14 protein-coding genes are annotated in these 21171 nt (G+C 34.0%); all 14 read right to left on the bottom strand.

From position 1 onward, the window contains the following. Positions 1 to 16: 16 nt before the first annotated feature. Complete coding sequence (locus tag ABDW27_RS15490; RefSeq protein WP_343696724.1) at positions 17 to 367, bottom strand: cytochrome C oxidase subunit IV family protein; 351 nt, start codon at positions 365 to 367, stop codon at positions 17 to 19. Positions 368 to 385: 18 nt separating this feature from the next. Next, positions 386 to 1372: a cytochrome c oxidase subunit 3 gene (locus tag ABDW27_RS15485; protein ID WP_343696723.1), complete on the bottom strand. Its 987-nt coding sequence runs from the start codon at positions 1370 to 1372 to the stop codon at positions 386 to 388. A 42-nt stretch (positions 1373 to 1414) separates the two neighbouring features. Then, positions 1415 to 2002, bottom strand: a complete 588-nt coding sequence (locus tag ABDW27_RS15480; protein WP_343696722.1) for a cytochrome c oxidase subunit 3 — start codon at positions 2000 to 2002, stop codon at positions 1415 to 1417. 2 nt (positions 2003 to 2004) lie between these two features. After that, complete coding sequence (gene cyoE, locus ABDW27_RS15475) at positions 2005 to 2907, bottom strand: heme o synthase (protein ID WP_343696721.1); 903 nt, start codon at positions 2905 to 2907, stop codon at positions 2005 to 2007. A gap of 158 nt (positions 2908 to 3065) precedes the next feature. After that, complete coding sequence (locus tag ABDW27_RS15470; RefSeq protein WP_343696720.1) at positions 3066 to 5180, bottom strand: energy transducer TonB; 2115 nt, start codon at positions 5178 to 5180, stop codon at positions 3066 to 3068. A 19-nt stretch (positions 5181 to 5199) separates the two neighbouring features. Continuing rightward, positions 5200 to 5943: a deoxyribose-phosphate aldolase gene (gene deoC / locus ABDW27_RS15465; protein ID WP_343696719.1), complete on the bottom strand. Its 744-nt coding sequence runs from the start codon at positions 5941 to 5943 to the stop codon at positions 5200 to 5202. 115 nt (positions 5944 to 6058) lie between these two features. Then, positions 6059 to 6376 (bottom strand): VanZ family protein, encoded by a 318-nt coding sequence (locus tag ABDW27_RS15460; RefSeq protein WP_343696718.1) that lies wholly within the window; start codon positions 6374 to 6376, stop codon positions 6059 to 6061. Positions 6377 to 6434: 58 nt separating this feature from the next. Beyond that, positions 6435 to 6815, bottom strand: coding sequence for a glycine cleavage system protein GcvH (gcvH, locus tag ABDW27_RS15455; protein WP_343696717.1), 381 nt, complete (start codon positions 6813 to 6815; stop codon positions 6435 to 6437). Positions 6816 to 6900: 85 nt separating this feature from the next. Further along, positions 6901 to 14124, bottom strand: a complete 7224-nt coding sequence (sprA, locus tag ABDW27_RS15450; RefSeq protein WP_343696716.1) for a cell surface protein SprA — start codon at positions 14122 to 14124, stop codon at positions 6901 to 6903. Positions 14125 to 14148: 24 nt separating this feature from the next. After that, on the bottom strand, positions 14149 to 14730 hold the full coding sequence (ruvA, locus tag ABDW27_RS15445) for a Holliday junction branch migration protein RuvA (protein WP_343696715.1): 582 nt from the start codon (positions 14728 to 14730) through the stop codon (positions 14149 to 14151). Between the two features lie 79 nt (positions 14731 to 14809). Beyond that, positions 14810 to 17101, bottom strand: coding sequence for an NADP-dependent malic enzyme (locus ABDW27_RS15440; protein ID WP_343696714.1), 2292 nt, complete (start codon positions 17099 to 17101; stop codon positions 14810 to 14812). Between the two features lie 157 nt (positions 17102 to 17258). After that, on the bottom strand, positions 17259 to 17684 hold the full coding sequence (locus ABDW27_RS15435) for a CBS domain-containing protein (RefSeq protein WP_343696713.1): 426 nt from the start codon (positions 17682 to 17684) through the stop codon (positions 17259 to 17261). Between the two features lie 531 nt (positions 17685 to 18215). Beyond that, the gene (locus ABDW27_RS15430) at positions 18216 to 20219 is read right to left on the bottom strand and encodes an OmpA family protein (protein ID WP_343696712.1); all 2004 of its coding nucleotides are present in this window, start codon (positions 20217 to 20219) and stop codon (positions 18216 to 18218) included. An 11-nt stretch (positions 20220 to 20230) separates the two neighbouring features. After that, positions 20231 to 21142, bottom strand: a complete 912-nt coding sequence (locus tag ABDW27_RS15425; RefSeq protein ID WP_343696711.1) for a type IX secretion system membrane protein PorP/SprF — start codon at positions 21140 to 21142, stop codon at positions 20231 to 20233. Between the last annotated feature and the right edge of the window lie 29 nt (positions 21143 to 21171).

The raw sequence follows: 21171 nt of genomic DNA, 5'->3' as shown, positions 1-21171 counted from the left end.
TCGAATTAATATCATGTTAAAAATTCCATTTAATAGTAGAATCTTTAAAAACCCCATAAATATAGTGTCCTTCTGTTAACAAGATGAACAATAAATATAATACTAGGAAAATAACTGGTGATACAACAGACCATCTAAGGCTGCTTTTTTCACCTTCCATGTGCATGAATGCCCATACAATATAATAAGCTTTGAAAATTGTTAAGATATAGAATATCCAGTTTAACAAGTTCAAACCGATAAAATGTTTAAATTCTAAAAACCCTGGTTTATAAATACCTAAAATAACTTCTACTGTAGTTACTACTGATAGTAATCCAAAAACAAACCAGATTCTTTTTGTATTTGATACGTGCTCGTGTGACATAATAATTAAAATCTAAAATTAAACTAAGTAGAATACTGTAAATACAAATACCCAAACTAAATCTACGAAGTGCCAGTATAAACCAACTTTTTCTACCATTTCGTAGCTTCTTCTCTTTTCATAAGTTCCTAATAACACATTGAAGAAAATGATGATATTGATGATAACTCCTGAAAATACGTGGAAACCGTGGAATCCTGTAATGAAGAAGAAGAAATCAGCGAATAATTTACTACCGTATTCATTTCTAGTTAAGTTTGCTCCTTCTACTACATATTTTGCATCAGCTAAACGAGCTTCAGATTCTGCTCTTGTTAAAACTGTTTTTTTCTTTTCAGCTGTAAGTTTTTCAGTTCTGATTAATACATCAGGATGAGCTTTAAATCCTGCCTGAATTTCAGCAACAGTGTAAGTTGGCTGCGTTTCAGCATCTTCAACAAACCAAGTTCCGTGGCTTCTTGTTAATGCTTCTCTTTGTTCTGGTAATTTTACTGCGAAATCAGCAAGAGCAACTCTTGTTCCGTCAGCTTTAACAAACTGTAATAAACTTCCGCCTTTAGTTTCAACTGCACCATATTCTCCTTTAATGAAGTTTTTCCACTCCCAAGCCTGAGAACCAACGAAAATTAAACCTCCAATAATAGTTAAGAACATGTAAATAGCAACTTTTGTTTTCTTTAATTGGTGACCTGCATCAACAGCTAAAACCATTGTTACAGATGAGAAAATCAAGATAAAAGTCATTAAGGCTACATAATACATAGGAGCCGAAACACCATGCATAAAAGGAAAGTGAGTAAACACCTCGTCAGCCAATGGCCATGTTTCAATAAATTTAAATCTAGAAAAACCATAAGCACCTAAAAATCCAGAGAATGTTAAGGCATCTGATACGATAAAAAACCACATCATCATTTTACCATAACTTGCTCCTAATGGCTGAATATGCTCACCGCCTCCCCAAGTTTTTTCGTCGTTATTTGCAGTAGTAACTGTCGCTTCCATAAAAGATATTCGTTAAAAAGTTCCCAAATTTACGTTTTTTTCTTATTTAAAGAAATATAAAAATAAAAATAATAATACCCACAATAAATCCAAAAAGTGCCAATACATCGCACCTAGTTCTATACCAAGAGTTTGAGTCGGATTGTATTTTTGTTTAAAATGATTATAAATTATAATTAAAAGCGAAATTAATCCGCCTGCTAAGTGCAATAAGTGCATAAGCGCAATCACATAAAGGAAAGTTGTAGTAATTGAGCTACCTTGCCCTGTCATGTAATACCCGCTTTCGATGATTTGCCCGAAACCTCTAAACTGGAAAATCACAAATAGAACTCCTAAAGCAAATGTTCCTAAAAGAAATCCTGTAGTAGCGCTTCTGTTTCCTTTTTCAATTGCTTTTTTAGCCAGATAAAAAGTAACGCTGCAGCCAATAATAATTGCTGTACTAATATAAAATGCAGTCGGTATTTGAAAATTAGTCAACCAGTCTGCTCTTGATTTACTTACCACAAAGGCACTTGTAAGTCCGGCGAACATCATGGTCATACTTACCATTGCGAATAACAAAATCAATTTTGCTGATTTTGATTTTCTTACTTGTTCTTCACTTGCTTGAATTGTCATTTCCATAACTATCTTAAAAATTTATCTACTATAAATACTATCTGCAGTAAGGATATGTACGAAACACTTACCAGCATTAAGGTTCTGGCTGCTTTTGGTGTTCTTAATTTGTACAAACGTACAGCATAAAACAACATCCACAAACCTAATAAAAATACTAAAACTGCAGCGATTGGCGAAATAAACAACTGCCCTGTATATCCTAAAGCCGGCAACAGTGACGCTATTATAAGCCAAATCGTATACAAAATAATCTGCAAAGCGGTTTTTCTATCTTTATTCCCTGTAGGAAGCATAAAGATTCCTGCTTTTGCATAATCATCATATAAAAACCAGCCAATTGCCCAAAAATGCGGGAACTGCCAGAAAAACTGAATTAGAAATAAGGTTCCGGCTTCGATGCCAAACTCTCCTGTAGCTGCTACCCAGCCTAACATAAACGGAATTGCCCCCGGAAAAGCACCAACAAAAACAGACAATGGGGTTACCGTTTTAAGTGGCGTATAAATACTGGTGTATAAAAATATCGAAACCGCTGCAAACATTGCTGATTTTGCATTTATAGTATAAAGCAATGCAATCCCTGTAATTGTAAGCAGACTCGCCACTACTAATGCTGTAATTGGCGACATACGCCCTGAAGGTACGGGACGATTTTTTGTTCGATCCATTAAAGAATCAATATCTTTTTCGATTACCTGATTAAAGGCGTTTGAAGCCCCAACCATGCAATATCCTCCTATTGACAGAATAAGCAAAACACTCCATTTAAAAGGATGTTCATCATTAACACCTAATAAATATCCTGCTATAGAAGAAAACAAAACACTAATAGCCAAACCAGCTTTAGTTATCTCTTTGAAATCCAGAAATATTGATTTTATTGAAATTGTATTTTTAGCAGAGTTCAATACTGTAGTCTTTGTATATTTTTTTTGAGTGCTGCAAATGTACAAATTAGATTATAGAATTTGGAACTTTAAAATTAGATTTTTTTCAATAAAACCTTTACAGAATAAGAACTTACCAATCTTTAACACTATTATTTCGAAAAATCTTATTAAAAATCCTAGTAATCAAAATACCAGTTAAAGATATCAGAGCGCAATCCGATAGTAAACCAGGTTGTACTTTGCTTAAATGTTGTTGCCGTTTCCTGAGTTGGATCGAAATTTCTGTAAATAAAACTTCCAAATAGTTTTAAATTAGTTATCGGATTAACTAAATATCCTCCCTGAATATCGGCTATAAAAACATTGGTTTTATTCCCTTGTCCTACTTTTACTCCGGTATCATACGGACGCTTTTCGTCATAATCTTTATAAATATTTCCTCCGTAATTATAGCTGTTTTCGGCAGTATCAAAGTCTAAACCTCTTTTACCAACTGTAAATTTTGCATCGGCAAAAAGACGTCCTTTATGATAACGCCCAATTGCGATAAATTCATCAAAATTTCCTCCCCATTGATGACCAATACTCTGGTTATTATGCCCGTAATTGGTAATTGGGTCGCTATGAGAATACACATAAGGACGAACGTGATTGTATTCTAACTGCAAAAGCAAATCTTTTACATGAAAAGCGTTGTAATATTTAGCTCCGAATTGGTAACCAAATTTATTTTTCCAGCTTTTATCTCCTGATTTCATATCACCAATCGAAAATTCATCTAGTAAAAACTGAGCGTATAAGTTGACATTATTATTCCATTTATATTTACCTGTAGCTCCTAAAAGCGCATTTCCGCTTCGTGAAGATGAAGCAAATTCTACTGAACGATAAAAAATAATTGGATTCACAAAATTAACATCAAATCCTCTATTGTTAGTATCTGTCCAGACTACCGATTCAAAGAAACCCAAATTCAATTTATTTGAAACATTCCAGCTTAAGTAATGGTTTGCCATGTATTTACTTGCGTATGTTCTGTCAACTGTTACGTCAGGACGAACATCTTTCAGCCACATATAAGTATTGGTATATTTAATTTTCCAGAAGTTGGTATTGATTTTGAAATACGGATACGGACTTGCTCCATCACTTTCAAGCAAAGAGCGATAACCATCTCCTATAAAATTCCTTCCATAACCTAACTGAAAATCAAAAATATGGCTGGGAGCAAAAGTAATATTGGCTTCCGCTAAAGGAAAATCATATGCATCTGTTTTAAATTGTTTTGCAATTCCAATTCCCGGAATAATCGCCGGATTTCCTCCCGAAGGCTTCAATGTTTCTGCATAATCATTATAATAACCTGCAAATCGGCCCTGGCTTTCAAAAATAGTAGTGGTAAAGTTAACCTGTTTTCCCAATCCACCTCTAAAATTAAGCGCACGCGTGTTTACATAAGAATAAGAAGCATCAAGATCTGAAGCTTTTCCCATTTGTAAATCTAAAATTGGGTTTAATGCCAGCCAATAATCTTCTCCCTGAATCTGCACTAAATTTTCGTTCCATAGCTTTCTTCCCCACCAGCCAGAAACTTTTTTCTGGAGTGATTCATTTACCGCTTTTAAATTATAATATTTAGAAACCTCAGCATACGTATACGGTTTTGAAGCGGTGTGATTATTACTTCCAACCTGATTCATTGCTCCGTCAAACTGCGCATAATAACTATGAGAAAAAGGAATATTCAAATGACTTTCAAACTCGGGCATGTTGTATTTTTTATACAAAATACTATCAAGCTCCGTCATTGGTTTTTCAATTGGTTTTAAAATTTCTGATGTCGCCAAAGCTTCTGCAGCAATCTGATCTGCGCTTTTTAGAGGAATATCAATTGAAATGGTATATTTCGAATACGTTGGTTTTCCATTATAAGTAGAAGGTTTTATTTTCGGAAATTTTCCAAAAACGCGTTTTGCTTCTTCACCTAATGACTCATCAGCTGCATTTACATAAAGCACTTTAAATTCCCCATTTGCATCAACTTCAAAAAGTACTTTTACTTCACCTTTGTAATTGTTTTGTTTTAAATTTTCCGGAACATTAAAATTATCATATACAAAATTCTGAACTTCTCTATAAAAGCAGTTTTGTAAATTTTTAGACTGAAGATTTTCACAATGCGGAAAAACAGGAAATTGTTCTGCTGTAAAACCTTGTTTTATATTTGTTTCCTGAGAAAAAACAAACAAAGGAGTTAGTAAAATAACAAGAGATAAAAAAAACTTATTCACGTAGATTGAGGCTTTTATTTTAATATTGATTTGTGGTATTGTTTCCGTCTGCAATTGTTTTTGCCGCCGATGTTCCGATGCGCTTAACACCTAAACGAATCATTTGTATTGCATCTTCATACGATCTTACACCGCCAGCTGCTTTTACAGGCAAAGGTGATGCATTTTCGAGCATCATTATTATAGCAGGAATTGTGGCTCCGTTTGGCAGATTATTTTCTGTTTTATAAAAACCAGTCGATGATTTCACAAATACTGATGCGTAATCGTCTTCTTTAAAATTGGATATAACAACATTTTTTATCAAAGCACTAAGCTGGATAATTTCTTTATCTGTTAAAGCTGCGACTTCAATAATCCATTTTACGGTTTTATTATTGGCAAGACCAATTTGAGTTCCTATTAGGATTTCTTCTTTTATCAGCGAAGTATCGCCGTTTTTAAAAGCTTCATAATTACAAACAAAATCCAAATCATCTGCACCATTTTCGATCGCTTCATTTGCTTCTCTAATTTTAGATTCTAAATTGGAATCTCCTTTCGGAAAGTCAATTACTGTACCTACTAATACATTTGTATTTGACTTTAAAATCATTTCTTTGGCTAAACTAACATATTCAGGACGAATCATGATTAATTTAAAGTTTTCCTGAATCGCTTCTGAAATTGCATTTTTTACTATAACAATATTATCCTCTTCCGAAATTCCGGCTTGAGAAGCAGTTTTTAAATATGTTGAATCTAAGTATTGCTTAACATTCATAATATTGAAGTTAGATCGAATGGGGCAAAAATACACTTAAATTCATAAAAAATACTGTTTTAGGAAGTTTGATTTTAGGGCAATAAAAAACCCACCGAAGTGGGTAATTATATTCTTATATTTTGTCGATTTGTTTCTTAAAAGCAATTGCAGTAAAAATTCCTGCCGTTGCACCTAATGTATTTGCCAAAACATCGGTTACATCTGAAGCTCTTGTTGTGGTTAAAACACTTTGCAGAATTTCGATTGTTATCCCAAAGAAAACTGAAAAAATAAACGAAATCAGGTAAGCTTTATAATCATCCGCTTCTTTTCCTTTCAATTCTTTTTTAAAGAATAAAATCCAGGAAATTGTAAATCCAAAATGAAAGCAAAAATGCACAATCTTGTCTATACTAGGAACATTAACAACCGGAAGATTGCTTGAATTCATTAAACAAAAATAAGCAATGATTCCAGAGCAGATAATGGCCCAGATTAGCAATAATTGTTTAGGCACCGATCAATTGTTTGTAAGCTTCGTCAGACAACAAAGTATCTATTTCAGAAGGATTAGCAATTTTCACTTTAATCATCCATCCAGCTCCGTAAGGATCAGAATTTACTGTTTCAGGTGCGCTTTCTAAATCTTCATTAAAAGCAATAATTTCTCCAGTTAAAGGTAAAAACAAATCCGAAACTGTTTTTACAGCTTCTACTGTTCCAAAAACCTCATCTTTATCAAGTGTCTGATCTAAAGTTTCTACTTCAACATACACGATATCTCCTAACTCCTTTTGTGCGAAATGAGTAATTCCTACAGTTGCAACATCGCCTTCGATGCTAACCCATTCGTGATCTTTTGTGTACTTTAAATTTGCTGGTATGCTCATAATAGTATGTTTGAAAATTGATATTTTAATAATTCTGCAACAAATGTAATAATCTTCTAATAATATCTTGGTTAGAAACCTAAATTTAATTTCCGAAATTATAACGAAGTGTAAACCCTGATCTAATATTGGTTATTGGATATGATGTCGAAATAACCGCCTTTGAAAATGAATGATCGTAATAGAATATTGCCGTCAGGTTTTTACTAAACGCATAATCAGCAGTTAATTTTAATGACCAGATATTTTGCCCGGCTGCCAGCTGATTGTTATCATAATCTAAATAGCGAACCAATGTTTCATTATTTCTAAATGAAAAATCAGCTTTAATATTAATATCACTTTTTATAATTCCTGTTGGGTTGTCTGCCAGTCTTGATGAAAATATTACATCCTTAAAACGATATCCTAAACCAACAACATACTCCACTCCTTTAACTTCTGTTAGTAAATTGTTATCGAAACTCATCGACAATGCACGGTCTTTTTTAATTTCCGACAGTACTCTTAAAGAGCTTTTCAACTCAAAATCCATTCTGATTAATGGGCTGAACTGCTCTACAAGGTTAATGTTAGACATTACAATTGGGTTATAGAAATTGGTGTTAACATCCTGTACTTTTGGCGTATCGTTGTAATCAAAGTTAGATCTAAACTGGTTAATGGTATACGAAGCCCTATAATTATGCTGTAATGAAAAACGCTTGAATTTATCTTTGAAATATTTGTATCGCATTAAACCATTGTATTTAATACTCCAGTTTGGAATTGGGAAACTTCTAAAAATATCTGTCGACGAACTAGAAGCATCACTTCCTGTATATGCCGCTAAGAAAGCAGGCAATAAAACTGCCTGATTACTTTTAGTGTATCCTATTGGATAGCCTTGATTCGCAACATATATAGCATATTTTGGATCTGTTTCTGCCGGAATTGGATTTTGAGCATCTCCATATCTTGGAATCGCAGCTTCAGAACCATAACGCTGTTCTGCCAGACGGTTTGCTATTATTAAACGATTATTTCTAAAATCATCAAATGCCGGCGATTCTGTTTCGTTACTCGTTGAAAAAGCTGTTTTTATCAATACTGTAGAAATAGAGAACATTCCGTAAGTGTAAGGCGATAACGGAATATACTCATGTGTCGTTTGATCTACGCTATATTGCTCTGAAGTATTTTCAGAATACGAACGATCCATTGATAAATCAACTTTTAAATCCGGTAATAAATCAATATTGGCAGTTATTTTCAAAAGTTTGTTTGTAACCTGCGAGTAACTTTGATTGAAATCCTGATAGCTTGTCAGCCATCCATTTTTAGCCGCTTCATAACGCACGTCGTCCTGACTTCCAAAAATAAATCCTAATGTTGGTTTAGATGTACCTAAGAAACCAATACTTGGCGTATAACCCGGTAAAACGGTTCCACTGTTTTTAGTGTAATTAATCTGTACATTTTTTAAACTCGTTAATACACCAATCAAACCATCATAAAACGGACTGCTGCTTACAACAGGTTTTGCTGTGTTTACGATTTTCTCCCCTGGTTTTGGCGGTGCTGTCGGTTTAGGTTTTGCCTGTTTTTTTGCACCAGGCGTCAATCCCAAATACTTATAAAGTGTACCCATATTTAAGGTAGTTGTAAGTGTATTTGAATTTGCGTTTTGAATCGTATTTCCTAAATCATAAATAGTTCCGGTGTCAGGATCTTCATATTGAGAAAATGCTGTTGATGAACGCTGCCAGCTATAATCAGCCGTATACGAATAACTAGCTTTTACGAAACTGAAAATTGGAATTTTGTTAATTGGAATTTCATAATTCAGCACCAATTGCTGTGCATGCTGATTTGGAGTTCCAATATCCCAGTAATCATCCCAAATATTAAAATCTTCTTTTGGCGTATTATCGTCGTTTAAGAAGTTTCTAACAATATTATTTGATGTTGCGCTGTAATTCAGTTTTAAAGATTTGGTTAAATTGAAACCAAAACCATATTGATAATTGAAAGCAAAGTTTCTTCTGTAAAGCGGATCAAGTCCGATACTTCCTTCAGTTAACTCTACTTCTCTAAATTGCTGACGGTTACTTTGTCTTAAAATATTAGTATTAAAAGATATGTTCGAAGGCAGATAATTAAAGTTGATATCGCTAAGTAATTTCCAATATTCACTTTTCTTCATGAATTTTGTTTCCTTAAACGGAACAACTTCTTTCGGCTGAAATGTATAAGCATAGTTTACAGCTGTATTAGACTGCTCGTCTTCATAACTTTCTACCTCATAATCATGACGTTCAACCTGATTGTATGATTGAGAGAATGTAAAGTTTTCTACATCATAAACATGCGGTTTCTGTTCTGGCGCTCTGTCTTTTCTAACTCCAATAAAGTTGATACTTTTTCTTTTTGTGTAATCTACAGCACGAGTTCTGATATTGTCTTTTTCAGCTTCATCCGTAGTTTCTCTAAGCAACTGATCTAGTTTAATATCCTGATTAAATGGATCATATTCCGGCGTAATTACTTCTTCTCCAATTGCATAGTTAAACGGCAGGTTAATTCCCCACTTTTTCGGAAGCAATTTCCCTAAGTTTAAGTTCGTTACGATATTATACTGCTGAACATCTTCACGACTACGTTCGTTTGCACCTTGTTCTAAAGATCCAAAACCAATGGTGCTTTTTCTACCTGTAGCAGAAAGTGTTGCAAAATCGGCCATATTGGTATCCACATTTAATAATGCCGCCATACCGCCTTTGTTTTCCAAATCAGCTAAACGAAGCTCATTGAACCAAACCTCTCCCTTAATATCTTTATGATCTGCCCTGCTCTTAACTCCGACCATTAAGTTTCGAACCATTCCAAAATTCGGATTTCCTTTTATACCTAATGTTAATCTACTATCGCCGTCACCACCCTCAACCTCAGGATCATTATCCGGGTAATAAATTCCATTAACATCCCTTTTTGTGTTATTAGGATCAATTTTCATTCCTAATATTTTCATTTTTGTCAGTAAATCAAGAGCTAAATCAATATTATTTTCTTCCATCCAAACCAAATCTGGACTTATATTACAAGCTCCTCCTGAAGGAGTTACTTTTAAAGGGATTTCGATTTGATAAAAGTTTTGTGTAAAATCATTTCCAAAACGAATAAAACCTACCATTTCATCATTTTCGAGTGTATTTTCTCTCGGTAAAGACTCTGCGTGTAAAAACATTTTCAGTTTTTTATATTGACGCATATCAACACTTACGTTTTTGAAAGCAGCTCTTGAATCCTGATATTGTAACCCCGTACCTCCAATCCTTAAAGCCAATGACTGTTCGTTTTGATTGATAATGGTATTATTATTATACAATTGTTCTCTTCTAACTCCCGGAGGCATTACATAATTTACCGGGCATTTAGTCCCATTTTCCTGAATGTTTACTGCTGCTACATCAAATTCTACAGTAGAATCCTCTGGTTTTGGATGATTTACATCCAATGTTCCGGTATATCTTCTCCATTCACCTCTCACTAAATCTAAAGCTCCAAAACGAACTGTTGTCTGACTGCTAAATCCCGTCATAAACATACGCATGAAACGAATCGATCTAAAATCTGTAATATTTCCAATTGTATGTTGAGGCTGCGAAACTGGTATTTTAAACTGAATCCATCTTGCAGTTGTAGTTCCTCCATTTGGCAATTCTACAGGTGCAACATCTTCTGGCTCACGAATGTCTGTAATATAATTTTCTCCAACCTGCATTCCTGGTCTTATATCAATACTATATTCATAATAAGCATTAATTGTACTCATGGTATTATCACGATTGATATCTTCAACATCCGGAAGTGTTGTCGAACCACGATTAGGGTCGTCTATACTTACCGCAGAGTTTCCTTCAGTACCGTTATAATTTTTATAACGTTCTAAAACACCTCCATCAGTATTTAAGTAATATGTATAATCATCAGCCGCCGGATCCGATTCCCCAGCATAATTTGTATACACTTCTGCTTCTCTAGAACTTGGAAGACCATCTAAACCAACATCCTGATTTTTTCTGTTGTCTGCATTTGTATCAAAAGCATAAATTAAAGATTGTGATGCCGGAACGTCTCCCCAAAGCGGTCTTGGGTTTACCGTTATCTGGTCTGGTCCTAATCCGTTCTCGTATTGTTTTCTTCCATCTTTTAAAACGTCTTCTGATATTTCTCCTAAGTTAAAATAAATTTTACCTGTATTGTTTGCCGGAGATTCGCTATTACCAACATAAGGATCAAGAACCCAAAATTGAATATACTCAACGTTTCCTTGTTCAAAATTTGTTGAATTTAAAGCACGCATAATTCCACCAAAGTTTGTTGAAGGGTTTGATGTTGCAAAGCTTGGATTATTGTTATACGGCCCTCTTTCAGATGGATAATACGTTAAGTCTAATGTATTAACAACCTGAATTTGTCCTTGAGCAATATCCGTATTTGGATATAACTCTCGACTGTAAATTCTTCTTGTTGTGTTTAATGACAAATCATCGTTTGAGATTCCTGATGGTTTCGAAGAATAAAATACCGGGTCAATTGTGTACCAAGATAATTTTGCTCTTTTGTAACCGTAATCTAAGGTATTTGAATTTCCATTAAAAGTATTGTCTGTGTCCGAATTAATAAGCGGTGTTGAAGCCAAACTCCATGCATATGCTGAACGCATATCGATTGTTGACTGCGAACCTTCAAAATCATCTACATAAATCGTTGCTTCTCCTTCAAAATCACTTGCTTTTGGTGCATCTGGTCTTAAAAATGCAACCTCTCCGCGGATAGATAAATTCGAAGGAACATCAGTATCAATGTTTGGAAGCTTATTAGCTAATCTGGTTAAAAACGGAACTTCTGTTGAATAATTTCCATTGAACCCAAAAATAGTATTGTTAACAGATTCTTGTCCATAACTCGATTTTTGAGTAAATGGTCTTTCTGTCATTTTTAAATAAGTACCCCCAATTACAAATTTGTCTGAGAATTTATGTTCGATATTGAATCCCATAAATCTTCTGGTCTGCTGTCCGAAGATTGAATTGTTTTCTAACGAAACTTCGATTGGTGTATTTGATGCCTGAAGCGAAGGATCTAAAATTTGAACTCTTCCTAACTGATAATCGACACTATAATCTATACCTTCTACTAATCTTCTTCCGGCCGCTGTAACTACAACGGAACCTTGAGGCACATTAAATGCTCCAATTGGAATTCCGTTACTTCCTGATGATTTGTATTTTCCTCTTAATAAGAATTTGTTTTTATCACTGTCTTGTAATGCTCCCGATTGTGTATTTCGGTACATGTTTCTAAAAACATATCTCTGCTGGTTGGCATTATATGTTGATGGATCGTCATAATTTTCTCCGGGACTGCTTTGTAATTTCTTAAAGATAAGTTCTCCAAAAGGTTCTTTTCTGGTAAAAATGATTCGGCCATTTTGTACATCAACTGTTATTCCCGGAATATAATCGAAGAAACCATCTCCACCTGCCTGCGGATCATTGTTGTAATTTAAACGGTCTAAGTTGAATACATTTAATAAAGGCGTTTGCTCTACCTTCATATCTGCCGTTGGATTTGGCGGAAAAGTTGATCCCGGAACCGGCGTAATGTAATTTATTGGCGAAGGGTCTGTGTAGAGGATATTTAACCTGAAATCATCTTGTTTAATTTGATATGCCTGCGGAATTTGATAAACGTTTTTCATCATCAGGTTCCAAACCGGATTTTGAACATTTGTCAGGTTACTTTTCAGCATTTTCAAAACTAAACTCTGTGTAATAATGGACTGATTTGCATTATTATTTCCTGTAACAACAGTTCCGTCAACACCATCACTACCAAATTCTCCAACCTGATAGACCTTTCCTCCCATTGTATATTCAAAAGCAACGGCCAGAATTTCGTCATTTGCTAAACGCTGCTGCAAAGAGATATATCCTAATTGCGGATTAAAAGTATACTCCGCTGTTGTTAATTTTCGGGCATTTTCTAAAACAGAATAATCTGTTGCTTCACTGACATTTGTATTATTGAAACCCGATTTTGCAGTTACAATTTGTCTAATATTCGAATTTAAAAACGAACCCGCCTGACCAATTGTTGCAGGATCGTATTTGTTGTTATTATTACTTGTAGGGCTATCAACAGGGTTATTGAAGAATCCCGTAGTTGAGCTGATTACAACAACCTGATTATCTGGCACGCCCGATATTTGCGCCTCTCCTAAATCCTGAAGTGCAATAATATTTCTTAAGTTGTTATTATTTGTGGTTACACGATTTTGTTTATTGGTTACCCAAACTTCCAACCTTGTAATTTGTACACGGCTGTCTATAAATGGGTATTTTTCTAATGACGCATCATATTTGTTTCTAAAATATTGTGATAAGAAAAAGTGACGGTCATTATCGTAATCTAAAGCGTATAAGTCGAAGTTTTGTACTGTTCCTCCATTTTCAGCCACAACACTTTTGGTTTGTGATTTCTGTTCAGAGAAAACCCCGGTAATGGTTGTTCTTCCAAATTGCAGCTGTGTTTTTACACCAAATAAACTCTGTGCACCGCGAATTAACGTACTGTTAAGCGGCATACTTACGTTACCTACCTCTACTTTTTGAATAATATCATCTTCTGAAGGAGTATAGGCAAGTTTAAATAAATTTTGAAAAGCAAAGGTCGATTGTGTGTCGTAGTTAGCATTTACTTCCAGACGCGTTCCTACTTTTCCCATCAAACTCATACTGATACGCTGATCAAAATCGAATGTAAGACTTGATCTGTTTCGGGGTGAAAATGCGGGATTGTCCTGTTTTGTATAACGAAGACCTAAGTCCATTTCGACAGAACCAGTAGGTTTTACATCGATTGTATTACTTCCGAATACGCTTTCAAAAAGACTTGAATTAATGTAGTATCTAGGCAGTAAATCTTTTTTTGCCGCTTCGGCACCGTTTTTCTTTCCATCAATGGCGTCCGCTTTTTTTCTAAAATAATCTCTTCTTGATTCTTTTAGAACTAAATCTTCGTATTCTTTTGGAGTTAAAACCAATGGATAATCAATTGAAAAACCATCAACTGAATTGGTGTAAATATATCGATCTGTTATAGGATCGTATTTATATGCCGAAAGTACGCTTGGAGGATTTTCCAACTCAAGTTTCCCAACAGAGAATTGAGTTTTTGTTGTATCTTGAACCGCCGGATTTACTTGTGATCGTATAACATTACCACAAAATAAAACCAGTAAAAAAATACAAATTTTACGCATACAATTGGTTATAAAAAATTGGTTTTATAAGCTTTTTAAAGCCTTTTTAATGATCGTTTCTACAGTAGCTTCAGGATCTTCTTTAATAATCTTTTCGACTACTTTTTCTGAAGCTTTTCGAACAAATCCCAGAACTTCCAAAGCAGATAACGCTTCATCTCTGTTTGTATTGTTTTGGACTACAGAAACTTCATCCAAATCATACAATTTTAACACTTTTTCCTTCAAATCAAGTATTACTCTTTGTGCCGTTTTATTTCCAATACCTTTTATAGATTGAATTACACCAACATCTCCTGAGGCAATTGCATTAATAATTTGTTTTGGTTCTATTGAAGAAAGCATTGTTCGTGCGATGCCCGCTCCTATTCCTGAAACGGATAATAACATTCTAAATATTTCGCGTTCAGATTTTTCTACAAAACCATATAAAGTATGCGCATCTTCTTTGATTTGAAGATGCGTATACAATTTTATAAAATCAGCATTAGGAATTAATGAAAAAGTATGTAAAGAAATATTTACGTGGTATCCCACTCCACCGCAATCAATTACAACTTCTGTGGGATTTTTTTCAACTAATTTCCCCTGCAAATGTGCTATCATAGTAATATTAATAAGAATCAAATATAGTAAAAATGCAATAAAAATAAGACAATATTATTCGATCCTTATTTTTATTATACTATTGTGCTAATTTGTTCTTTTTTAATTCTTTCTCCTGAGCATCTATAACAGCTATTGCCGCCATATTTACCATTTCTTCAACGCTTGCTCCTAATTGAAAAATGTGGACCGGTTTTCCTAATCCCATCATAATTGGACCAATCGAAGCTGATTTATTCAACTCTTTCATTAACTTATAAGTAATGTTTGCCGACTCTAAGTTAGGGAATATAAGTGTATTAACTTTTTTTCCTGCTAGTTTAGAGAATGGGAATTTTTCCTGTAACATTTCAGAGTTTAATGCAAAATCTGCCTGAATCTCACCATCTACGACCATCTCAGGGTGATTTTTATGCAAATATGCTACTGCATCTCTTACTTTTGAAGCATTTTGGTGAGATGATGATCCGAAGTTTGAGTATGAAACCATTGCAATAACCGGTTCAATTCCGAACATTTTTGCTGTTTTTGCCGTCATTAAAGCAATATTTACTAAATCTTCTGATGATGGATTGATATTTATTGCTGTGTCAGATAAAAACATTGGTCCACGAGATGTCAGCATCATGTTTGCTGTTGCAACAAGTGAAGCTCCGTGTGCTTTTTCTACCAATTGTAACATTGGTTTTACAACGCTTGGATAACTTCTTGAATAACCTGTAACTAAAGCATCTGCTTCACCTTCGTTTACCATCATGGCTGCGAAATAGTTTCTTTCGCGCATGAATTTTTGAGCATCAAGTAATGAAACTCCTCTGCGCTCTCTTGTTTCCCAGTATGAATTTGCAAATCTGTTACGTCTTGCTTCTTCTTCGTTTGTTTTTGGATCAATAATTTCTAACTCGGCATCAAAACCTAATTCTTCTTTTAATTCCAGAATAGTTTCTCGGCTTCCTAATAAAACCGGAATACCAATTCCGTCTTCATGAACAATTTGAGCTGCTTTTAATACATTTAATTGATCTGCCTCTGCAAAAACAACTCTTTTAGGATCTAATTTAGCACGGTTAGTAATTAATCGTACCATTTTATTATCATTACCCATACGTTCGCGAAGCTTATCTTCATAAGCTGCCCAGTCTGTAATAGGATTTTTTGCAATTCCAGAATCCATTGCTGCTTTTGCAACTGCCGGCGCTACAACTGTAATCAATCGTGGATCGAATGGTTTTGGAATGATATATTCTTGTCCGAAACCTAATTTTGTTGCTCCGTACGCTACGTTAACCTGCTCAGGAACTGGTTCTTTTGCTAAAATAGCCAATGCTTTTACAGCAGCCATTTTCATTTCCTCATTAATTTTTGTAGCTCTTACATCTAGTGCTCCTCTAAAAATATATGGGAAACCTAAAACGTTGTTAACCTGATTAGGAAAATCAGAACGGCCTGTAGCCATAATAACATCTTTACGTGTTTCTGTTGCTAAATTATAATCGATTTCCGGATTTGGATTTGCCATTGCAAAAACAATCGGGTTGTCTTTCATCGTTAATAACATTTCAGGAGAAAGAATGTTTCCTGAAGATAATCCGATGAAAACATCAGCTCCTTTTACAGCTTCTGCTAATTCAATTTTAGGACCGTCAACTGCATATTTTAATTGTAATTCTGAAAGTGAAGTATTGTCTTTTGTTAAAAGTCCTTTACTGTTGTACATTAAAATGTTTTCAACTTTTACTCCTAACAAAACATATAAATCTGTACAAGCGATTGCCGCAGAACCTGCTCCGGAAACAACCATTTTTACATCTTCGGCCTTTTTTCCTGCTAATTCAAGTGCGTTGATTAAAGCTGCAGAAGAAATAATTGCTGTTCCGTGCTGATCGTCGTGCATTACCGGAATATCTAATTCTTCGATTAATCGTCTTTCGATTTCGAAAGATTCAGGTGCTTTGATATCTTCAAGGTTAATTCCTCCAAAAGTTGGAGCAATATTTTTTACTGTTTGGATAAACTCTTCGACATTTTTTGTGTCTACTTCGATATCAAAAACATCAATATCAGCAAATATTTTAAATAATAAACCTTTTCCTTCCATTACAGGTTTTCCGGCTTCAGGCCCAATGTCTCCTAAACCTAAAACAGCTGTACCATTTGAAATTACGGCAACTAAATTTCCTTTTGCTGTATATTTATAAACGTCTTCAACGTTTGCTGCGATTTCTAAACATGGTTCTGCAACTCCCGGTGAATAAGCCAGAGATAAGTCTCTTTGGGTTGCATATTTTTTTGTTGGAACTACCTGAATTTTTCCTGGAGTTGGCTCAGCGTGGTACTGTAATGCCTCTCTTTTTTTACTCTCTTTGTTCATTATTTTAGCTTTTATTCTAGCTTACAAAGATAGAAGTCTTAGTTTAAAATGGCGCTCTTTTAGTGCTTTCTTTTGTTAAAATATCAAAACCGAAAGCTCTAAAAAAAATAGCCTGAATTAAATCAGGCTATTTTAAAAAGCATTTTTATAGAAGTGTTTACTGTGATATGTAAGAGTTTAAGTGATGAATTGTGTCTTTTTGAATTTCGATAATAGCCTTTACAACATCGCTAATTGAAATTATTCCTACTACAATTCCGTTTTCTAAAACAGGCAGATGTCTGATTCTTTTTGAACTCATAAGTTCCATACAATCATCAATATTATTTGAAAGCTGAACTGTAAAAACATCGCTTTCCATAATTTCATGCACAAATGTTTCTTTTGAAGATTTGTCTTTTAAAACAATTTTTCGAGCATAATCTCTTTCAGACAAAATTCCTTTTAAATCAGTTCCGTCGATAATAAGTATGGCACCTATATTTTTTTCGCCCATTACTTTTAATGCTTCATAAACTGTTGTGGTTGAACGTACTGAAAAAACATTTTTCCCTTTTGCGTTTAGTATTTGATCTACAGTCATATCTGAAAAATTTTAGTTTTATAAAGTTATAACAAAAACAAATACAATTTGTAGCGAAATCGATTTTTTAAAACACAACTTGTTCATTTTAAACAAAATACATCATTTTTCGAGTTTTTAAAATTATATCTTAATGAAAGAAAACATTTACAGTCATTTTTTGTATAAAATTAGATTTTTTAACGTTTATCGATGGTTTACAATGTTTTGGTATAGTCCCTACGGGACAAAAATACGTGCCGATAAATTCTGAAGCTACCGATATTTAATTTCTACGAAATATCTTTTTCAAATTTTAACCTTTATAAAAACTCCGTTAGGAATTAAATATCAATAAAATCAAATTTTAATTTTTTTTTGAAATGCTCCGTTAGGAGTTACATATCGGTAGAAGAAGAAATTTCCATCCAAATAATATCCCGTAGGGATTATATAATAAGTCAGCGAAATGTTTATTGAAAAAAATCACAATCTCATCACATAACCAAAAAGCCCTTTTCAATCTAGAAAAGGGCTTTTATATATTAGGGATTACATACTCGTAATTATGAATTCACTTCGTCTGTTTTGCTGGTGTTCTTTTTCGGTACATTTTATACCATCGGCACATTTATTTACTAATTGTGTTTCTCCGTAACCTTTTGCTGTTAAGCGGCTTGGATCAATTCCTCTTTGCTCAAGCCAGTTTTTTGAAGACTGGGCTCTTTTATCTGATAAAATCTGATTGCTTTCTGTAGAAGAACGACTGTCGGTATGGGAACGAATATCAATTTTTATGGTTGGATATTGTTTCAGCATATCTACAATTTTTTGCAGTTTAGGTTCAGATTCTTTTTTAATTGTTGCTTTACCTAAATCGAAAAAGTTCATCGGAATGTTTAAAAGTTTTACCAAATCGGTTCCGATTGTAATGTTAACTTTAACTGGTTTGATCGAATTTCCTTTTATAACAACCGGCATTGCTTTTACTATTGGCTTTGGTTTCTTTTCTAAAACTATTGGAAGTGAAACTGAACCTGTTGCTTTTTTTAATGTTATAGAAACTTCTTTAGGCAGATAATCGTCTTTTGAAGTTCTGATAAAATATTTTTTTCCGCATTTTACATTCGGGAAAATATAATTTCCGTTTGAATCTGTTTTTGCTTCAACCGGAGCTTTTACTGCTTCATCGAACAAAATTAATGAAACGTCTGAAAGTACTTCGTTTGTTTCCATGTCGATAACGGCTCCTGACAATTGTTGTTCGCAAATTAACCTGCGATTTTCTGTAAATCTGTAAATATCATCTAGTCCGTGGCCGTTTACTCTGTTTGATGAGAAAAAACCGTTTCTGTTTTTGCTGTTTATCATAAACGCAAAATCATCTTGTTTGCTGTTTATAGGATCTCCCACGTTTTGGACTTCATCAAAAGAACCGTCTTTATTTATTTTTGAAACATAAACGTCTAATCCGCCTAAGCCAGGTCTTCCGTCAGAAGCAAAATAAATTTCATTTTCATCTGAAATAAAAGGGAAAGTTTCTCTTCCTTCTGTATTAATTTCAGGTCCTAAATTTTCTGGTTTTCCAAAAGTTCCGTCATCTGCTATACTTACTTTAAATATATCTGATAAACCATACGTTCCCGGCATGTCTGATGCAAAATATAATGTTTTTTCATCAGGACTTAAAGCCGGATGCGCTACACTATATTCGTCACTATTAAATGGCAGTTCCTGAACTTCTTTCCATTGATCGTCAATTAAAACTGCTTTATAAAGTTTTAAGAATGTAATGTTTTTTTCGTTCTTTCTTCTTTTACCGTTTACAGAGTTGTTTCTGGTAAAATACATCGTTCTTCCGTCTTTTGTAAAAACGGGAGTTGACTGATTGAAATTTACTTTTAAGTTTTGTTTGTGAAACAATATTGTTTTTCCAATGCTTCCATCCTGATTTAACTCTACGGTATATAAAGTTGAAATCGCTTTATTGGTCCATTTAAAGTTTTTCTTAATGATGGCACCAGTATCTCTTGCCGATGTAAATACTAATTTGTTATCTAAAATTGTACTTCCGTAATCTGAATCTTTTGTGTTAACTCCGGCATCAGCAATATCAAATCGGCCTGAATTGAATTTTATATCTTCTAAATAACTTTTGTTTTTTTGAAACAAAACGGCTCTTTTATCTAAAGGCGCCTTCTCGCTGAATTTTTCCAGAACTTTATCGGCTTTACTATAACTCCCTACTGATTTTAAGCATTGTGCATATTTATACAAATATTCAGCTTCCTGATTTTCATTAATGCTGAATAATTCCTGATAATATTGTAATGCTTCTTCTAACTCTCCTATGAAATAGTAGGAATTTCCAAGTCTTTGAAATATTCTTTCTTCTTTAACTCCTTTTTTTACTAATTTTTCATAAGCCTTTATAGCATCTGCATAAGCGTAGCTGTCGTATTTTTGATCTGCATTTTTTATATTGGCCGTTTGTGCATTTGCATTGAAGAAAAAGCAAAAAAACAAAAAGGAATAAACTAAATTTTTCATCTTCATATTTAAGTCAATTAAAAGAATCTTGGTGAAGTAAGTTTGTTGTAGTTATTGAAAAAGTCAAAACGAAGGAAAATTTCATGCGATCCTGAATTGTATTTCTGTAAACGAGTAGTTTCGTGATCGTAACCATATCCTATGTACATTCCTCTTGTAACCTGAAAACCTGCCATAGCACTTACTGAAGCGCTCCAGCGATAAGCAAGTCCCACAACAAATTTGTCATTAAACATAAAATTACCTGAAACGTCAACCTGTAAAGGCGCACCTTCAACCATTTTTGTTAATAAAGCTGGTTTGAATTTTATATACTCTAAACGATCTAAATTGAACACATATCCGGCCATGAAATAGTAGTTGATTTTTTCTTTGAAAATGGCTACATCATTATCATCATATCGGTTTGTTTCGATAAAATTTGGAACCGATAATCCCAAATAAGCACGATCTGAATGCCAGTAAACCCCTGCTCCGATATTTGGCGTAAACTTATTTCTTACATCCTGAAACATTTCATCATCCTGATTTTCATAGCTCAATTTACTTACATCAAGATTAAAAAGATTTGCTGTTGCTTTAATACCGAATGAAAGTTTAAATGATTCTGAAGTTGGAATACTATATGATAAATCTGCAGACAAAGTATTCTCGTTAGTTGGCCCAATTTTATCGTTTACCAACGAAACTCCTAATCCTAAATTACTATTATCTAAAGGTGTATTTACCGAAAAAGTACTTGTTACCGGCGCTCCATCTAATCCAATCCATTGTGTACGATATAACCCAAAAGCGCTCAAAACACCACGAGAACCTGCATATGCGGGGTTGATCTCAATAGTGTTATACATATATTGTGTGAATTGAGAGTCTTGCTGAGCCGAACACACAATTGTAAAAAACATGAAAATTAAGCCTAATTTTTTCATTTATAAGAATTTTAAAAACGGCCTAGCTT

It is taken from the genome of Flavobacterium sp. (assembly GCF_039595935.1).
Classification (GTDB): domain Bacteria; phylum Bacteroidota; class Bacteroidia; order Flavobacteriales; family Flavobacteriaceae; genus Flavobacterium.
The sequence above is the reverse complement of the archived record's forward strand: the minus strand, read 5'-3'. Positions and strand labels throughout refer to the sequence as shown.

Coding starts and splice junctions, on each gene's coding strand:
- deoC (WP_343696719.1), bottom strand. CDS start 5,943: ATGAATGTTAAGCAATACTTAGATTCAACATATTTAAAAACTGCTTCT.
- ABDW27_RS15435 (WP_343696713.1), bottom strand. CDS start 17,684: ATGACTGTAGATCAAATACTAAACGCAAAAGGGAAAAATGTTTTTTCA.
- ABDW27_RS15460 (WP_343696718.1), bottom strand. CDS start 6,376: ATGAATTCAAGCAATCTTCCGGTTGTTAATGTTCCTAGTATAGACAAG.
- ABDW27_RS15430 (WP_343696712.1), bottom strand. CDS start 20,219: ATGAAGATGAAAAATTTAGTTTATTCCTTTTTGTTTTTTTGCTTTTTC.
- ABDW27_RS15425 (WP_343696711.1), bottom strand. CDS start 21,142: ATGAAAAAATTAGGCTTAATTTTCATGTTTTTTACAATTGTGTGTTCG.
- sprA (WP_343696716.1), bottom strand. CDS start 14,124: ATGCGTAAAATTTGTATTTTTTTACTGGTTTTATTTTGTGGTAATGTT.
- ABDW27_RS15485 (WP_343696723.1), bottom strand. CDS start 1,372: ATGGAAGCGACAGTTACTACTGCAAATAACGACGAAAAAACTTGGGGA.
- ruvA (WP_343696715.1), bottom strand. CDS start 14,730: ATGATAGCACATTTGCAGGGGAAATTAGTTGAAAAAAATCCCACAGAA.
- ABDW27_RS15480 (WP_343696722.1), bottom strand. CDS start 2,002: ATGGAAATGACAATTCAAGCAAGTGAAGAACAAGTAAGAAAATCAAAA.
- ABDW27_RS15490 (WP_343696724.1), bottom strand. CDS start 367: ATGTCACACGAGCACGTATCAAATACAAAAAGAATCTGGTTTGTTTTT.
- ABDW27_RS15440 (WP_343696714.1), bottom strand. CDS start 17,101: ATGAACAAAGAGAGTAAAAAAAGAGAGGCATTACAGTACCACGCTGAG.
- gcvH (WP_343696717.1), bottom strand. CDS start 6,815: ATGAGCATACCAGCAAATTTAAAGTACACAAAAGATCACGAATGGGTT.